The organism is Pseudoduganella buxea (assembly GCF_009720835.1).
Lineage (GTDB): Bacteria > Pseudomonadota > Gammaproteobacteria > Burkholderiales > Burkholderiaceae_D > Rugamonas > Rugamonas buxea.
Genome location: NZ_WNKZ01000034.1, coordinates 1 through 15,317 on the forward strand (window position 1 = coordinate 1; position 15,317 = coordinate 15,317).

14 protein-coding genes and 1 pseudogene are annotated in these 15,317 nt (G+C 68.3%); 9 read left to right on the plus strand and 6 right to left on the minus strand.

What is annotated here, in order from left to right; all coding sequences use genetic code 11:
• From GM672_RS29740 to GM672_RS13230, 4 genes and pseudogenes are all read right to left on the minus strand, one after another.
• Window positions 1-604, minus strand: a pseudogene (locus GM672_RS29740) (hypothetical protein); the annotation flags it as partial.
• A gap of 204 nt (window positions 605-808) precedes the next feature.
• Window positions 809-1,660, minus strand: a complete 852-nt coding sequence (locus tag GM672_RS13220; RefSeq protein WP_155471003.1) for a sulfurtransferase — start codon at window positions 1,658-1,660, stop codon at window positions 809-811.
• Window positions 1,661-1,678: 18 nt separating this feature from the next.
• Window positions 1,679-2,602: a DMT family transporter gene (locus GM672_RS13225; protein ID WP_155471004.1), complete on the minus strand. Its 924-nt coding sequence runs from the start codon at window positions 2,600-2,602 to the stop codon at window positions 1,679-1,681.
• A 67-nt stretch (window positions 2,603-2,669) separates the two neighbouring features.
• Complete coding sequence (locus tag GM672_RS13230; protein WP_155471005.1) at window positions 2,670-3,800, minus strand: aromatic ring-hydroxylating oxygenase subunit alpha; 1,131 nt, start codon at window positions 3,798-3,800, stop codon at window positions 2,670-2,672.
• A 332-nt stretch (window positions 3,801-4,132) separates the two neighbouring features.
• Here GM672_RS13230 and GM672_RS13235 point away from each other — a divergent pair, with 332 nt between their 5' ends.
• Genes GM672_RS13235 through dxs form a run of 3 tightly spaced genes read left to right on the plus strand, consistent with a single transcriptional unit; the run spans window position 4,133 to window position 7,146 of the window.
• Window positions 4,133-4,384 carry an exodeoxyribonuclease VII small subunit gene (locus GM672_RS13235; protein WP_155471054.1) on the plus strand — a complete coding sequence of 84 codons (252 nt, stop codon included), beginning with the start codon at window positions 4,133-4,135 and terminating at the stop codon, window positions 4,382-4,384.
• Window positions 4,381-5,277, plus strand: coding sequence for a polyprenyl synthetase family protein (locus tag GM672_RS13240; RefSeq protein WP_155471006.1), 897 nt, complete (start codon window positions 4,381-4,383; stop codon window positions 5,275-5,277). Before GM672_RS13235 ends, GM672_RS13240 begins: the two co-directional genes overlap by 4 nt.
• Window positions 5,278-7,146, plus strand: coding sequence for a 1-deoxy-D-xylulose-5-phosphate synthase (gene dxs / locus GM672_RS13245; protein WP_155471007.1), 1,869 nt, complete (start codon window positions 5,278-5,280; stop codon window positions 7,144-7,146).
• Between the two features lie 63 nt (window positions 7,147-7,209).
• Here the strand turns inward: dxs and GM672_RS13250 are convergent, their stop codons facing one another.
• Window positions 7,210-8,412, minus strand: a complete 1,203-nt coding sequence (locus tag GM672_RS13250) for an SGNH/GDSL hydrolase family protein (RefSeq protein WP_211517361.1) — start codon at window positions 8,410-8,412, stop codon at window positions 7,210-7,212.
• Between the two features lie 102 nt (window positions 8,413-8,514).
• On the opposite strand from GM672_RS13250, the gene GM672_RS13255 reads away from it, so the two are divergent.
• From GM672_RS13255 to GM672_RS13270, 4 genes are all read left to right on the plus strand, one after another.
• Window positions 8,515-9,444, plus strand: coding sequence for a LysR family transcriptional regulator (locus GM672_RS13255; RefSeq protein WP_155471055.1), 930 nt, complete (start codon window positions 8,515-8,517; stop codon window positions 9,442-9,444).
• Between the two features lie 92 nt (window positions 9,445-9,536).
• Window positions 9,537-10,229: a DUF4386 domain-containing protein gene (locus GM672_RS13260; RefSeq protein ID WP_170300053.1), complete on the plus strand. Its 693-nt coding sequence runs from the start codon at window positions 9,537-9,539 to the stop codon at window positions 10,227-10,229.
• Between the two features lie 4 nt (window positions 10,230-10,233).
• Complete coding sequence (locus GM672_RS13265; protein ID WP_211517362.1) at window positions 10,234-11,304, plus strand: sensor histidine kinase; 1,071 nt, start codon at window positions 10,234-10,236, stop codon at window positions 11,302-11,304.
• Complete coding sequence (locus tag GM672_RS13270; protein WP_170300054.1) at window positions 11,301-12,080, plus strand: LytR/AlgR family response regulator transcription factor; 780 nt, start codon at window positions 11,301-11,303, stop codon at window positions 12,078-12,080. The genes GM672_RS13265 and GM672_RS13270 overlap by 4 nt, the downstream gene beginning before the upstream one ends.
• A 12-nt stretch (window positions 12,081-12,092) precedes the next feature.
• Here the strand turns inward: GM672_RS13270 and GM672_RS13275 are convergent, their stop codons facing one another.
• On the minus strand, window positions 12,093-12,647 hold the full coding sequence (locus tag GM672_RS13275; RefSeq protein ID WP_155471010.1) for a cob(I)yrinic acid a,c-diamide adenosyltransferase: 555 nt from the start codon (window positions 12,645-12,647) through the stop codon (window positions 12,093-12,095).
• A gap of 115 nt (window positions 12,648-12,762) precedes the next feature.
• Here GM672_RS13275 and GM672_RS13280 point away from each other — a divergent pair, with 115 nt between their 5' ends.
• Window positions 12,763-14,253, plus strand: coding sequence for an FAD-linked oxidase C-terminal domain-containing protein (locus GM672_RS13280; protein ID WP_155471011.1), 1,491 nt, complete (start codon window positions 12,763-12,765; stop codon window positions 14,251-14,253).
• A 7-nt stretch (window positions 14,254-14,260) separates the two neighbouring features.
• The gene (gene glcE, locus GM672_RS13285; protein ID WP_155471012.1) at window positions 14,261-15,310 is read left to right on the plus strand and encodes a glycolate oxidase subunit GlcE; all 1,050 of its coding nucleotides are present in this window, start codon (window positions 14,261-14,263) and stop codon (window positions 15,308-15,310) included.
• The last annotated feature ends 7 nt before the right edge of the window (window positions 15,311-15,317 follow it).

The following is a 15,317-nucleotide window of genomic DNA, read 5'->3' on the forward strand; positions in this document are numbered from 1 at the left end:
TGCCGCGCACCGTCAGGTGGGCGCTGCCATTGCCGCCGGCGCCGCCGCCGGCACCGCCGGCGCCGCCCCGTCCCTCGGTCGTGACCAGCAGGCCTGCGTACGGAGAAGTCGTGCCGACGTCGGTAATGGCGGTGCCGTTGCCGCCTGCGCCACCGAGGGCCAGCGGACCGCCCGTGCCGGCCGTGCCCGTGCTGCCGCCGGCGCCGCCAAAGGCGCGCGTACCCACGACCATGGTTTCGAACCAGGCCGGATTGCCCGTGACACGCACGTTCACATCGGCACCGTTTCCGCCGGCCCCGGCCGCGCCGCCCGGTGCACCGTTTCCACCCGCGCCACCGGTCCCGCCGAAGCCGCTCAGGTCGAAACTGCGGCCGTCCTCGGTGTTCTGGTGGGTGGCGTCGCCGGCCAGCGTCAGGCCCGGAGCCGCGCCGCCGGCCGTGCCCGGTGCGCCCGGGGTGGTGCCATCGGTGCCCGGCGTGCCGGGGGCGCCGCGCACGGGCTCGGCATAGGCCTGGCTGACGGCGACCGCCAGCAGGAGGGGAATCAGGCGCAAGCCGTTTTTCGGGTGCGCAGCGGGGGAGAGGCGCGGCAAGGAGATTGGCATCTGGACGTATCCTGTAAGAGTATATGTGCCGGAAGGATCGCGCCGGCACTACGCAGCGGCACGATCATAGCTTGCCTTTATTGCATTGTCATTCGTACAATTTAACTAGCGTGATGCTAGTGACCGGAGCGGCGCTGGCCGCCGCGAGGGAAGGGAGCTGAAGACGCCATCCACCGGGCGGTGGATGGTCCAACTTGCCGGCGGCTATGCCCCGGTCGACACGGGGCGCGCCGGATCGGCGCACCACTCGGACCAGGAGCCCGGATACAGCGCGGCGCCCGGCAGGCCTGCCACTTCCAGCGCCAGCAGGTTGTGGCAGGCCGTCACGCCCGAGCCGCACTGCATCACCGCTTGCGACGGCGACGCGAACAGGGGCGCGAAGTCCGCCTTCAGCTGCGCGGCCGGCTTGAAGCTGCCGTCGGCCTGCAGGTTGTCCTTGAAGAAGCGGTTCCTGGCGCCCGGAATATGGCCGCCGACGGGGTCGATGGTTTCGTTCTCGCCCCTGAACCGGTCATTGGCGCGTGCGTCGACGACAGTGAAGGCCTGCGTCGACAGGTTCGCCAGCACGTCGCCGCTCGACACGGTGCGGGTCAGGGCAGGGCGGTCGGTCAACGTGCCCTGCGCACGGGGCGTCGCTTGCGTCGGCAAAGCCAGCCCCTGCGCCTGCCAGGCCGGCAAGCCGCCATCGAGCACGGCGACGGCCTCGTGGCCCAGCCAGCGCAGCAGCCACCACAGCCGCGCGGCGAACATGCCGCCGTGGGCGTCGTAGGCCACGACCTGGCTGTCGTCATCGATGCCGAAACGGCGCAGGGTCTCGACCAGGGCGGCCCGTTCGGGCAGCGGGTGGCGGCCGCGGAAGGTGGCGCCCTGGCCTGTTTTCGGTCCGGACAGGTCGTCGTCGATGCTGGCGAACTGCGCGCCGGGAATGTGGCCGGCCGCGAAGGCGTCGCGCCCGGACGCGGGGTCCATCAGGTCATGGCGGCAGTCGATGACGACCCAGCGCGGGTCGTCCACATGGGCCGCCAGGGTGGCGGCGTCGATCAGGGTCTGGTACATGCGCTCTCCTTACATGTCTTACACTTCGCTGGCGATGGGATCGGTGTCGGCAATGGCCTTGCCGCGTTCCGTGCTCTTCGTATTGTAGAACGTCGCGGCGATGCCGGAGGCGAGGATGATGCCGATGCCCAGCCAGCTGTGCCAGTCGAACACGTCGTTGAAGACGATCACGCCCCAGAAGCTGGAGAAGACGATGCCCGTGTACTGCAGGTTGGCCACCACCAGCGTCTTGCCGACGCGGTAGGCGCGCGTCATCGCCATCTGGGCCGCCGTGGCGCACAGGCCCATGCCCAGCAACAGCAGGAAGCCATGCATCGTGTTGAGCGAATGCCAGACCACGGGACCGCCGCCGGCCTGGGCCACGTGGCCGAACACGCCGGCCACCAGGTTGGTGGCGGCGAAGTAGAACACCACGCGGTATTCCGGCTCGCCCGCCAGGCCGAGCTTGCGCACCTGCAGGTAGGCCATGGCCGACAGCACGGAGGACACCAGCGCCACCAGCGCATCGAACAGCTGGTTCGCTTCGAACGCGGGGCGCAGCAGCAGCACGACGCCGACGAAGCTCATGCCGACGGCGATGATCAAGGGCCACTCGACCCGGTTCTTCGCATGCCACCAGCCGTGCGCGAACAGCCACACGGCGATCCAGATGGGCGCCATGTAGTTGAGGGTCATGGCGGTGGCCAGCGGCAGCTTGCCGATGGCGTAGAACCACAGCCACAGCGAGACCACGCCGATGAAGCCGCGCCACAGGTGGGCCATCGGCATGGTCGTCTTCAGGCTGCCGCCCTGGATGCGGATCATGATGAACAGGATCGTCATGCCCACGATACCCCGGTACATCACCAGCTCGGAGGTGGTATAGGTTTCCGAAGCCAGCTTGACGCAGACCCCCATGATGGCGAACATGAAACTGGCGAACAGCATCCACAGCGATTGCATTGACGATCCTTGAAATGAACAAGGGGACAGCTCGTATCCGATGCTGTCCCCTTGCTTGTATTACTGTTTATGGCTTGACACTGGTGAGATTGGCGTTGCCCGGCTCGATCCTGCTGCGGTACCACTCATGGAAGTGCTGCATGCCGTCTTCCATCGGCGACTGGTAAGGGCCGGCATCGGTCTGGCCTCGTTCCATCAGCGCGCGGCGTCCCGCATCCATGCGCAGGGCGATCTCGTCGTCCTCGACGCAGGTTTCCATGTAGGCGGCCCGCTCGGCGTCGACGAACTCGCGCTCGAACAGCACGATCTCCTCGGGGTAGTAGAACTCCACCACGTTCTTCGTGCGGTTCGGGCCTTCCGGCCACAGGGTCGACACCACCAGCACGTGCGGGTACCACTCCACCATGATGTTCGGGTAGAGCGTCAGCCAGATCGCGCCGTACGGCGGTGCCTCGCCGTTGCGGAACTTGAGCACCTGTTCCTGCCAGCGCTGGTAGGCCGGCGAGCCGGATTTCTTCAGGCCCCGGTTCACGCCCACCGTCTGCAAGCTGTAGTCCGCGCCGAATTCCCAGCGCAGGTCGTCGCACGTGACGAAGGCGCCCAGGCCCGGATGGAAGGGCTCGACGTGATAGTCCTCCAGGTAGACTTCGATGAAGGTCTTCCAGTTGTAGTCGCAGTGGTGCACCTCGACGTGATCGAGCATGTAGCCGGTGAAGTCCAGGTCCTTCGTGACGGACAGGTTCTTCAGCTTGTCCATCACGCTGTAGCCGTTCTGCTCGAACAGCAGGCCGTTCCAGCTTTGCAGCGTCGTCTTCGGCAGGTTCAGGCACGGCGTCTCGGGGAAGTGCGGCGCGCCGATCAGCTCCCCCTTCAGGTCGTAGGTCCAGCGGTGCAGCGGGCAGACGATATTGTCCGCATTGCCACGGCCATTGAACATCAGCGCCTGGCGGTGGCGGCAGACGTTGGACAGCACTTCGATGCCATTGGCATTTCGGACCAGCATGCGCCCCTCGTTTTCCGAAGCGAGGGTCGTAAAGTCGCCGAGGTTCGGCACCATCAGTTCATGGCCCACATAGCGTGGGCCGTTCTGAAACAATTGCTGCATTTCCCGCTGCAGGAGCGTTTCGTCAAAGTAGACGTGGACCGGAAGTTGCGCGTTCGAACGCGCCAGCCTGGAATGGGTACCCAGATCGGACATCCCAACCCCCCTTAATTAAAGTGCTGCAAACCAAGAAGAGACAGAATCCGCAAAGACCTGAATTCAGAGTATAAAAACGGTATTTCGGACAGAACCGGAGATTATAGCGCGGATGACGTAACTCTGCCGACAATTCTTCGCCCGAATCGCCATTGTGCCCCGTTCTCCACAGGGGGTGCGCCTGCTCCCTTGGGACTGGATAAAATAGCAACGGCGTTCCGCGCACGGCCGGTCTTTTTCGACCGGTTGGGAGAGTTTGTTCTAAAATAACGGGCTACACTGAGCGATTCGCTCGATACGAATCGAATTTATAAGTTTTTATGGTCAAGAAAATGAACGTCGACAACGGCGACAGCCCGGCCCGCCCGGCCAGCTTCGAGGAAGCGATGGCCGAACTGGCCCAGCTGGTCACGCAGATGGAATCGGGCCAGCTGCCGCTGGAAGCCTCGGTCGCCGCGTATGCGCGCGGCTCGGAACTGGTGAAGTATTGCGCCGGCCAGCTCGACAAGGTGGAATCGCAGGTGAAGATCCTCGAAGGCGACATGCTCAAGCCCTTCGCCGACGGCGACGAGGCGGGCCAATGAACGGCGCCTTCCAGGACTGGATGAAGAGCATCCAGGCCGGCATGGAGACCGATATGTCGGCCTACATGCCCGCCGCCGGCGTGGTGCCCGCCAAGCTGCACGAAGCGATGCGCTATGCACTGCTCGGTGGCGGCAAGCGCGTGCGCCCGCTGCTGGTGCACGCGGCTGGCGCCTTGACCGGTGCCGATGCGGGCGTGCTGTCGCGCGCCGCCGCCGCCGTCGAAATGATCCACGCCTATTCGCTGGTGCACGACGACATGCCGTGCATGGACGACGACGACCTGCGCCGGGGCAAGCCGACCGTGCACGTGGCCTATGATGAAGCGACGGCCCTGCTGGTGGGCGACGCGCTGCAGGCGCAGGCCTTCGACGTGCTGTCCGGCGCCGACACGGCGGCCGTGCCGCCGGCGCGGCTGGTGGCGATGCTCCGCCTGCTGGCGCAGGCCGCGGGGTCGGGCGGCATGTGCGGCGGCCAGGCTATCGACCTCGACAGCGTCGGCCTGGCCCTGACGCAGCAGCAGCTCGAACGCATGCACCAGCTGAAGACGGGCGCGCTGCTGCGCGCTTCGGTGGTGCTGGGCGCGCTGGCCGGCAAGGACCTGAGCGGGGAAGAACTGCATGCCCTGCACGACTACAGCCGCGCCATCGGCCTGGCTTTCCAGGTGGTCGACGACGTGCTCGACGCCACCGCCGATTCGGCCACCCTGGGCAAGACGGCGGGCAAGGATGCGGCTGACAACAAACCCACCTATGTCTCGATCCTCGGCCTGGAACCATCGATCGCCCTGGCGGAACAACTGCGGCAGGAGGCCCATGCGGCCCTCGCCCCATTCGGAGACAACGCTCTGCGTTTACGCGAACTCGCGGACCTGATCGTGCAGCGGAAGGCATAAATGAACCTGCTTGAAAACATCAATCACCCGGCCGACCTGCGCAAGCTGCCGCGCACCCAGCTCAAACCCCTGGCCGACGAACTGCGCGGCTTCCTGCTGGACGCCGTGTCGAAAACGGGCGGCCACCTGTCGTCCAACCTGGGCACGGTCGAACTGACGGTGGCCCTGCACTACGTGTTCAACACGCCGCAGGACCGCATCGTGTGGGACGTGGGCCACCAGACCTACTCGCACAAGATCCTGACGGGCCGGCGCGAACAGTTCCACACGCTGCGCCAGCTGGACGGCATTTCCGGCTTCCCCCGTCGCGTCGAAAGCGAATACGACACCTTCGGCACGGCCCACTCGTCGACGTCGATCTCGGCCGCGCTGGGCATGGCGCAGGCGGCCAAGATCAAGGGCGAGCACCGCCACGCCATCGCCGTCATCGGCGACGGCTCCATGACGGCCGGCATGGCCTTCGAGGCGCTGAACAACGCCGGCGTGCAGGAAGACGTCAACCTGCTCGTCATCCTGAACGACAACGACATGTCGATCTCACCGCCGGTGGGCGCGCTGAACCGCTACCTGGCGCGCCTGATGTCCGGCCAGTTCTACGCCGCCGCGAAAAACGTCGGCAAGTCCGTGCTGCCCGGCCCCGTGCTGGAACTGGCGAAGAAGCTGGAAGAACATGCCAAGGGCATGGTGGTGCCGGCCACGATGTTCGAGGAGTTCGGCTTCAACTACATCGGCCCCATCGACGGCCACGACCTCGATTCGCTGATTCCCACCTTGCAGAACATCCGCAACCTGAAGGGACCGCAGTTCCTGCACGTGGTGACGAAAAAAGGCCAGGGCTACAAGCTGGCCGAGGCCGAGCCGGTGCTGTACCACGGCACCGGCAAGTTCAATCCGGCCGAAGGCATCAAGCCGGCGCCGCCGTCGAAGATGACGTACACGGAAGTATTCGGCAACTGGCTGTGCGACATGGCCGCGTTTGACAAGCGCCTGGTCGGCATCACGCCGGCCATGCGCGAAGGCTCCGGCATGGTGCGCTTCCACGCCGAATACCCGGACCGCTACTTCGATGTCGGCATCGCCGAACAGCACTCGGTGACCTTCGGCGCCGGCCTGGCCTGCGAAGGCATGAAGCCCGTCGTGGCGATCTATTCGACCTTCCTGCAACGCGCCTACGACCAGCTGATCCACGACGTCGCGCTGCAGAACCTGGACGTGACGTTCGCGCTGGACCGGGCCGGCCTGGTCGGCGCCGATGGCGCCACCCACGCCGGCAACTACGATCTGGCCTTCCTGCGCTGCATTCCGAACATGGTCGTCATGGCCGCGTCGGACGAGAACGAATGCCGCCAGATGCTGACGACGGCGTATCACTACCCCGGCCCGGCCGCCGTGCGCTACCCGCGCGGCGCCGGCGTCGGCACTGCCATCGTGCAGGAACTGACCAGCATCGACCTGGGCAAGGGCGTTATCCGCCGCCAGGGCGAGCGCGTGGCCATCCTGGCTTTCGGCTCGATGGTGGCCCCAAGCCTGGCCGCGGGCGAACAGCTCAACGCCACGGTGGCCAATATGCGCTTCGTCAAGCCGCTGGACGTGGAACTGGTCAAGCAACTGGCCGCCGACCACGACTTCCTGGTCACGGTGGAAGAGGGCTGCGTGATGGGCGGCGCCGGCGCGGCCGTGGCCGAAGCGCTGGCCGAAGCGGGCATCGTCAAGCCGCTGCAGATCATCGGCCTGCCGGACAAATTCATCGACCACGGCGACCCGGCCAAGCTGCTGGCCAGCGTGGGCCTGGATGCCAACGGTATCGCCGCTTCGATCAAGGCGCGCTTCCTGAGCGGCGAGCCGCGGCTGGTGGTCAACAACGGCTGATGCGGTATCGGCCCGAAGAAAAGCGGCGCTTGCGCCGCTTTTTTTTCGGGCCGATTCCCTCGCTCAGCGCGCCAGCGCCTTCGCCGCCGTTTCGGCCATTGCCGCGTAGCCCGCATCGCCCGGATGCAGGTGGTCGCCCGAATCGTAGCGGGGCAGCAGGCGCGCCGGGTCGCGCGGGTCGCGCAGCGCGACGTCGAAGTCGGCCACCGCGTCGAACTCGCCGCCTTCGCGGATCCACCGGTTGACCTGCTGGCGTACCGCTTCCTTGGCGGGCTTGTAGTAGCCATGAAATGGCGTATCGGCCAGGGCGCCCCGGAACGGCAGCAAGGTGGCGCCGATGATCCGCACCTTGCGGGCCCGCGCCGCGGCGATCAAAGCGCGGTAGCCGTCGATCATGCGCTGTGCCGTCATCGCCGCATCGTGCGGCGCGAAAGCGCTGCCGGGCCAGCCGATATCGTTGATGCCGATGGCGACAACGACGGCCGTCACGCCCGGCTGGTCCAGCACGTCGTGTTCGAAGCGTGCGAGTGCCTTGTCGCCCATTTTCGCCGACAGCAGCCGCGCGCCCGAGATGCCGGCATTGGCCACCGCCACGCCGTCGCCCGCCAGCCGTTCGGCCAGCCGGTCGGGCCAGCGCCGGTCGCGCTCCGGCGTCGAGCCGTTGCCGTCCGTGATGGAGTCGCCGAAGGCCACCACGGTGCCACGGCCGCCGTCGACATGGACGGCACTGACGAAAGCGCGGCCCGTCAAGGCCCTGGCACCGGCCAGGCTGGCGGCGGCCGTGGCGTTGCCGGCGGCGATGCGGCCGGTCTGCTGGGCGCCCCAATGAAAGGTCGTCAGCGGGGCCCGACCGGGGTACCAGGCCGAGACCATCAGCCGCTCCAGTGGCGAGGTGGCGAAGTCCAGCGGGTCGGTGACGGCGTCCTGGCCGGGCGGGATCGTCACGCCGGCCTGGCCGGCAAAGGTCAGGGGCCGGCTGCCGGCCGGGTCGGCCTGACGCGCCACGCGCAGGGCACCCACCCGCAGCGGCGCGCTGCCGTAGCGGTTCGACAGCACGATGCGCAGCCGCGCGCCCCCTGTCGACAGGCGCAGGGTTTCGCGCACGGTCTGGCCGTCGACGGCGGCGGGTACGTTGGTGGGCAGCGCGAACGGGGCGTGCCATGAGGGCTGCGGCGCAGCCAGCCAGCTGGCTTGCCAGGCCGGCGCCGCCGTCGCGGTAGTGAATAGAAGCGCGACAAGCGCGGTGGCGAAATGGCGGATGAACATCGTGACCTCCTGATGAGTGATGCATTCATGGTCCGTCATTCCTGTTTGACGCGGTAGTGGCCGGATGCGACTATGCCTCATTCGAAAATGGAATGGGCACCGATGGATACGATGAAATCCCTGCGCTGGTTCGTCCGCGCCGTGGAACTGGGCAGCCTGTCCGCCGTCGCGCGTGAGGCGGGCACCACGCAGCCCACCGTCAGCAAGGCCATCGCTGCGCTGGAGGCGGAGCTTGGCGTGCGGCTGCTCGCGCGCACGACGGCCAGCCTTTCGCCCACCACGGAAGGGCAGCGCTTCCACGCGCGGGCCCAGGCCCTGCTGGCGGACTACGGCGAAGCCGTCCGCGACGTGCTGGGCCAGCAGGCGGCGATGCGGGGCCTGTTGCGGGTCAATGCGCCGGCCGCGCTGGGCCAGTTCCACCTGAACGCGCTGGTACTGGAATTCCTGGCCGCCCATGCCGGCATGGAGATCGAACTGATCCTGAACGACCGCATGGTCGACCTGGTGGAGGAGGGCGTCGACGTGGCCTTGCGCCTGGGCGGGCCGCTGCCGCCGGACGCGGTCGCGCGGCACGTGGCGGCGTCGCCCCGCTGGCTGGTGGCGGCGCCGGCCTACCTGGACCGGTATCGGGCGCCGGCCACGCCGCATGACCTGGCACGGCACAACCATGTACGCTTTGCCTGGCTGGCGCAGGGCGACGACGTCACGCTGACCGACGGCCAGGATGTCGTGACGGTGACGACCACCAGCCGCTACCGCGTCAACCATGCGCTGGCGATCCGCGACAGCCTGGCCATGGGCGCCGGCATCGGCCTGTGCCCGGCATGGCTGGTGCAGGACCTGCTGGCGGCCGGCACCTTGCGGCGCGTGCTGCCCCGGTGGCGCGGCGAAACCCAGCAGTTGCACCTGCTGTATCCGGGCCGGCGCTACCAGCCGGCGCGGGCGCGTGCCTTCGCCGATTTCGTCGGCGCGCGGCTGGCGGCCTTGCCCGGCTTCGAGGCGGCATCCGTGCTTCGTCCCATACCGCCGTGACTCGTCGCGCACCGCCGTGCTTCGTCGCATGGCGGATGCATCGTGGGCCCGCAGGGGCCATACTCGCCGCGACAACTGACGAAGGAGCGCATATGCATGAAGAAAAAAACCTGGGCCGGTTGATCGGGCTGATGATGCTGCTGGCGATGGCCGCCTCGATGGCCGGCTTCCTCGTCGTGCTGCCGCCGGCCTTTGCGGACCCGGGCTACCTGGCCAGCGCCGGCTCCCATGCAAGCCGGGTGCGTATCGGGGCCTTGCTGGTGCTGGTGCCGGCCGTGCTGATGCTGGGCATTGCGCTGGCCGGCTGGCCCACCTTCCGGCGACATGGCGAGCGCGCCGCCCTTGGCCTGCTGGCGCTGGCGGCCGCGGCGCTGGCCGTCACCATTGTCGAGCAAGGCCTGCTGCTGGCGATGCTATCCTTGAGCCAGGCCTTCGGCGCCGCCGGTCCGGCCGAACGTGCCGCCTTCGAGGCCGCCCGCGTGGTGGCGGGCCAGGCGCGCCATTGGGTGCACTATTTTTCCCTCTTTTCCGGTGGAGTCGCCAGCTTGATCCTGTATGCGCTGCTGTACCGCTCGCGCCAGCTGCCGCGTGCCTTGCCCGCCCTGGGCGTGGCAGCCGTGGCGCTGCAACTTGCCGCCATCCTGCTGCACGTGGGCGGGCAGGCCTTCGATTTCAACCTGGTGGCGCCGGCGGGCATCGGCCAGCTGGCCACCGCTTGCTGGCTGCTGGCAGTGGGCTTGCGCCCGCAGGCGGCAGCGCCGTACGCCGGTGCGGGGCTGGCGTAAAGCGATGACGGCCGCCCGTCTACCCATGCCGGCGACGCCGGCAGGCGTGCTGGCGCGGCGTCTTGCCGTCGCCATCACGGTGGCCTCCTTTGCCAGCATGCCACTGAGCCTGATCTGGGCGTCGCCGGCCACGCTGTGGCTGCGCGCGGTGGTGCTGGCCCTGGCGGCGGTGTTCGTGTTCACGGTGCTGGAGCGGTGGCCACGCCGCTTGCCGAAGCCCCTGGCACGGTGGGCGCTGCAGGTGGGCGGGCTGGCGCTGGCCATGCCCGTCACCACCCTGCTGATCTACCTGTTCTCCACCGCCGACGGCGCGCCGCCGTTCTGGACCCATTCCGAACGCGCCAGCGGCTTTTTCCTGCTGTCGCTGGCCGGCATGCTGGTGGCGCCGTGGACGGCACTGGCCGCGCTGGTGCGGCAGAAGGACGCGCTGGCGCGCCACCAGGCCCTGGCCTTCGACCTGGAACGCAGCGAGCTGGCGCGCCAGGCACTGGACGCGCGCCTGCACCTGATGCAGGCGCAGGTGGCGCCGCACTTCCTGTTCAACACGCTGGCCAATGTGCAGGCGCTGGTCGATGTCGGCTCGCCCCAGGCCCCGGCCGTGCTGCGCAGCCTGACGGCCTACCTGCGCGCGGCCGTGCCGCAGTTGCACGAAGGCGGCACTACCTTGGGACGGGAGGTGGAACTGGTGCGCGCCTACCTGGAGCTGATGCACATGCGCATGCCGGACCGGCTGCGCTTTTCGCTGCACCTGGATGAGTCGCTGGCCGGCGCGCAGTGTCCGGCCATGACCCTGTTGACCCTGGTCGAGAACGCCGTGCGCCACGGCATCGATCCCGGCGAAGACGGCGGCACCATCGACATCAGCATCGAGCGCCATGGCTCGCGCTGCGTGGCCCGCGTCAGCGATACGGGCGTGGGGGTGCAGCAGGGCGGCGTGCCGGGGACCGGGCTGGCCACCTTGCGCGAACGCCTGGCGCTGGCATTCGCGGGCCAGGCGCAGCTGCGGCTGACGGCGCGCCATCCGCACGGCGTCTGCGCCGAAGTCGAATTCCCCATCCAGGAGAACGCAGCGTGAACCCGCCCACCGCCTTGATCGCCGACGACGAACCCCTGCTGCGCGACGCGCTGGCGCGGCAACTGGCGCTAGCCTGGCCGGAGCTGCACATCGTGGCCCAGGCCCGCAACGGCCGCGAGGCCATCGAACAGTTCGAGGCGCTGGCGCCGGACATCTGCTTTCTCGACGTGCACATGCCCGGCATCTCGGGCGTGGAAGCGGCCAGCCGCATCGGCCGGCGCGCGCAGCTGGTGTTCGTGACGGCCTACGACCAGTACGCAGTGCAGGCCTTCGCGCAGGGCGCGCTCGATTACCTCGTCAAGCCGGTGGAGATGGCCCGCCTGGCCGAAACGGTGGTGCGCCTGCAGGAACGCCGCCGCGCCGCGCTGCCCGCCACGCAGACCGAGGCGCTGCTGCAGCAACTGGCGGCCCAGTTAAGGAAGGATGCGCCGCCCCGGCCGCTCAGCTGGGTGTATGCCCAGGTGGGGCAGGCATTGCGCCTGATCCCCGCGCACGCGATCGACTACCTGCGCTCGGACACGAAATACACGGCAGTAGCCTGGCGCGGCGACGACGGCCTGCCGGCCGAAGCGCTGGTACGCACGCCGCTGAAGGAACTGCTGGCCCAGCTCGACCCGGATCACTTCGTCCAGGTGCACCGGGCCGTGGCCGTCAACCTGCGCGCCGTCAGCCATATCACGCGCTGCAGCAACGAGACGGCGACCATCCACCTGAAGCACCGCGCCGAGGCGCTGCCCGTCAGCCGCACCTTCCTGCACCTGTTCCGGCAGATGTGAAGGGCCGGGAACTCAGCCGCGCTTGCGCTCGTGGTGCCACAGCACGTCGCTGCCGCCGGCAAAGCGGTTCAGCACGCGGGCCAGCACGAACATCAGGTCCGACAGGCGGTTGACGTACTGGCGCGGGTGGTCGTGGATGCTTTCGGCCTTGCCCAGCGCGACGATGCTGCGTTCGGCGCGACGGCACACGGTGCGGCATACGTGCGACAACGCGGCGGCGCGCGAGCCGGCCGGCAGGATGAACTCCGTCAGCGCGGGCAGGGTGGCATTGTATTTTTCCAGCAGCGCATCGAGGCGCTCGACATGCTCCTCCTTGATGAGCTGGTAACCGGGAATGCACAATTCGCCACCCAGGTCGAACAGGTCGTGCTGGATCGACACCAGTTCCTCGCGCAGCTCGTCCGGCATGGCCTCGCACAGCAGCACGCCCAGGTTCGAATTCAATTCGTCCACGTCGCCCATCGCCTGCACGCGCGCGCTGTCCTTTCCGGTGCGGCTGCCGTCGCCCAGGCCGGTAGTGCCGTTGTCGCCCGTACGCGTGGCGATTTTTGACAGTCGGTTACCCATATCGTCTCCTCTTCTTGAACGGAGCGAGGATACGACAAATTCAGCCGTGCAGGCTGCGTTTTTCCCGCCGATCCGGCATACAATCTTCACAAACGAACAATCCTGCATCCCCGACATGACACCCGCGACCCTGGACTTGCCCTACAGCGACGAACGCCTGCGCGATGTATCCGGGGCCCTGCGCGCCGTGCTGCCGGCCGCCTGCGTGCTGGACCGGCGCGAGGAAACCCGGCCCTACGAATGCGACGGCCTGTCGGCGTACCGCCAGCCGCCGATGATCGTCGTGCTGCCCGAGGACGAGGCCCAGGTGCTGGCCGTGCTGGCCGTGTGCCGTGCCCTGTCCGTGCCCATCGTGCCGCGCGGCGCCGGCACCGGCCTGTCCGGCGGCGCCATGCCGATCGCCGACGGCATCGTGCTGTCCACCGCCAGGCTCAATCGCATCGTGCAGCTCGATGCGTATTCCAGGACGGCCGTGGTGCAGCCGGGCGTGCGCAACCTGGCCATTTCGGAAGCGGCCGCGCCGCACGGCCTGTATTACGCGCCCGACCCGTCCTCGCAGATCGCCTGCACCATCGGCGGCAACGTGGCGGAGAACTCGGGGGGCGTGCACTGCCTGAAGTACGGGCTGACGGTGCACAACGTGCTGCGCGTGCGCGTGGCCACCATCGAAGGCGATATCGTGGAACTGGGCAGCGAGGCACCGGACGCGCCGGGGCTGGACCTGCTGTCCGTCTTCATCGGCTCCGAAGGCATGCTGGGCATCGTCACGGAAGTGACGGTCAAGCTGGTGCCGAAACCTGCCTGCGCGCGCGTCATCATGGCCTCCTTCGGCGACATCGTCACGGCCGGTAATGCGGTGGCTCACGTGATCGCGGCCGGCATCATCCCGGCCGGGCTGGAAATGATGGACCAGACCTCGGCGCGCATGGTCGAGCCTTTCGTCAAGGCCGGCTACGACCTGGAGGCGGCCGCCATCCTGCTGTGCGAGGCCGACGGCACGGCCGAGGAAGTGGAAGACGAGATTGCGCGCATGACGGCCGTCCTGCAGGCGGCCGGCGCGGGCGCGATCGCCGTCTCCACGACGGAAGCGGAGCGGCTGAAGTTCTGGTCGGGCCGCAAGAACGCCTTCCCGGCGGCCGGCCGCATCTCGCCCGATTACTACTGCATGGACGGCACCATCCCCCGCAAGAACCTGGCCCAGGTGCTCACGGGGATCGCGCAGATGGAAGTGAAATACGGCCTGCGCTGTGCCAATGTCTTCCATGCGGGCGACGGCAACCTGCATCCGCTGATCCTGTTCGACGCCAACGTGCAGGATGAACTGCACCGGGCCGAGGCCTTCGGCGCCGAAATCCTGGCCCTGTGCGTGGCCGTGGGCGGCACCATCACGGGCGAGCACGGCGTGGGCATCGAGAAGATCGATTCGATGTGCGTGCAGTTCCGCCCCGTCGAGCTGGCGGCCTTCTTTGCCGTCAAGCGGGCGTTCGACCCGGCCATGCTGCTCAATCCGAACAAGGCCATCCCCACCTTGCAGCGCTGCGCCGAATTCGGCCGCATGCGTGTGTCGAACGGCGCGCTGCCCCATGCCGGCCTGCCGCGGTTCTGAGGAGCGCATGAGCGACCAACTGGACTATTTCCGCGACCGCATCCAGGCCGCCACCGCCACGGCCACGCCGCTGCGCATCGCCGGCGGCGGCAGCAAGGACTGGTATGGCGGCGCCCTGGCCGGCGAGCTGCTCGATACCGGGGGACACCGCGGCGTCATCGACTATGAACCGACCGAACTGGTGATCACGACCCGCTGCGGCACGCCGCTGGCGCAGATCGAAGCGCTGCTGCTGGAACACCGGCAGATGCTGGCCTTCGAGCCGCCCCGCTTCGGCGCCGCCTCCACCATCGGCGGCGTCGTGGCGGCGGGTCTGTCCGGCCCGCGCCGCGCCACCGCCGGCGGCGTGCGCGACTTCGTGCTGGGCGCCCAGCTCATCGACGGCAAGGGCGAGCTGCTCAACTTCGGCGGCCAGGTGATGAAGAACGTGGCCGGCTACGACGTGTCGCGGCTGCTGGCGGGCTCGCTCGGCACCCTGGGCCTGATCGCCCAGGTGTCGCTGAAAGTGCTGCCGCTGCCCCTGGTGGAAACCACCGTGCGCTTCGAGCTGGACGAGATTGCCGCGCTGTCCCGGCTGAACGGGTGGGCCGGCCAGCCATTGCCGCTGTCGGCCAGCTGCTGGCATGGCGGCGTGCTGACGGTGCGCCTGTCCGGTGCCGAAGCGGCCGTGGCGGCGGCCCTGCGCAAGCTGGGTGGCGAACAGGTGGCGGATGCGGCGGCCTTCTGGACATCGCTGCGCGACCAGACGCACGGCTTCTTCGATACAGGCACCTTGTGGCGCCTGGCCCTGCCGCCGACAGCCAGCGCCCAGGTGCTGGGCGGCGAACAACTGATCGAGTGGGGTGGCGGCCAGCGCTGGCTGAAGGGCGCGCGCGCCGGCGCGGAGGAAATCCGCCGCAGCGTGGCGGCCGCCGGCGGGCATGCCACCCTGTATCGGGCGCCGGACAAACGGGCCGGCGCCTTCCACCCGCAAGGCGCCGCCATTGCCCGTATCAACGAGCGGCTGCGGCGTGCCTTCGACCCCGCCGGCATCTTCAATCGCGGCCGACTGTACTGAGACCACC

Excerpts from the sequence above, each read along its gene's own strand:
- GM672_RS13280 (WP_155471011.1), top strand. The coding sequence starts at position 12,763 with ATGACACCCGCGACCCTGGACTTGCCCTACAGCGACGAACGCCTGCGC.
- GM672_RS13225 (WP_155471004.1), bottom strand. The coding sequence starts at position 2,602 with ATGCAATCGCTGTGGATGCTGTTCGCCAGTTTCATGTTCGCCATCATG.
- GM672_RS13250 (WP_211517361.1), bottom strand. The coding sequence starts at position 8,412 with ATGTTCATCCGCCATTTCGCCACCGCGCTTGTCGCGCTTCTATTCACT.
- glcE (WP_155471012.1), top strand. The coding sequence starts at position 14,261 with ATGAGCGACCAACTGGACTATTTCCGCGACCGCATCCAGGCCGCCACC.
- GM672_RS13230 (WP_155471005.1), bottom strand. The coding sequence starts at position 3,800 with ATGTCCGATCTGGGTACCCATTCCAGGCTGGCGCGTTCGAACGCGCAA.
- GM672_RS13255 (WP_155471055.1), top strand. The coding sequence starts at position 8,515 with ATGGATACGATGAAATCCCTGCGCTGGTTCGTCCGCGCCGTGGAACTG.
- GM672_RS13240 (WP_155471006.1), top strand. The coding sequence starts at position 4,381 with ATGAACGGCGCCTTCCAGGACTGGATGAAGAGCATCCAGGCCGGCATG.
- GM672_RS13265 (WP_211517362.1), top strand. The coding sequence starts at position 10,234 with ATGACGGCCGCCCGTCTACCCATGCCGGCGACGCCGGCAGGCGTGCTG.
- GM672_RS13235 (WP_155471054.1), top strand. The coding sequence starts at position 4,133 with ATGAACGTCGACAACGGCGACAGCCCGGCCCGCCCGGCCAGCTTCGAG.
- dxs (WP_155471007.1), top strand. The coding sequence starts at position 5,278 with ATGAACCTGCTTGAAAACATCAATCACCCGGCCGACCTGCGCAAGCTG.
- GM672_RS13275 (WP_155471010.1), bottom strand. The coding sequence starts at position 12,647 with ATGGGTAACCGACTGTCAAAAATCGCCACGCGTACGGGCGACAACGGC.
- GM672_RS13260 (WP_170300053.1), top strand. The coding sequence starts at position 9,537 with ATGCATGAAGAAAAAAACCTGGGCCGGTTGATCGGGCTGATGATGCTG.
- GM672_RS13220 (WP_155471003.1), bottom strand. The coding sequence starts at position 1,660 with ATGTACCAGACCCTGATCGACGCCGCCACCCTGGCGGCCCATGTGGAC.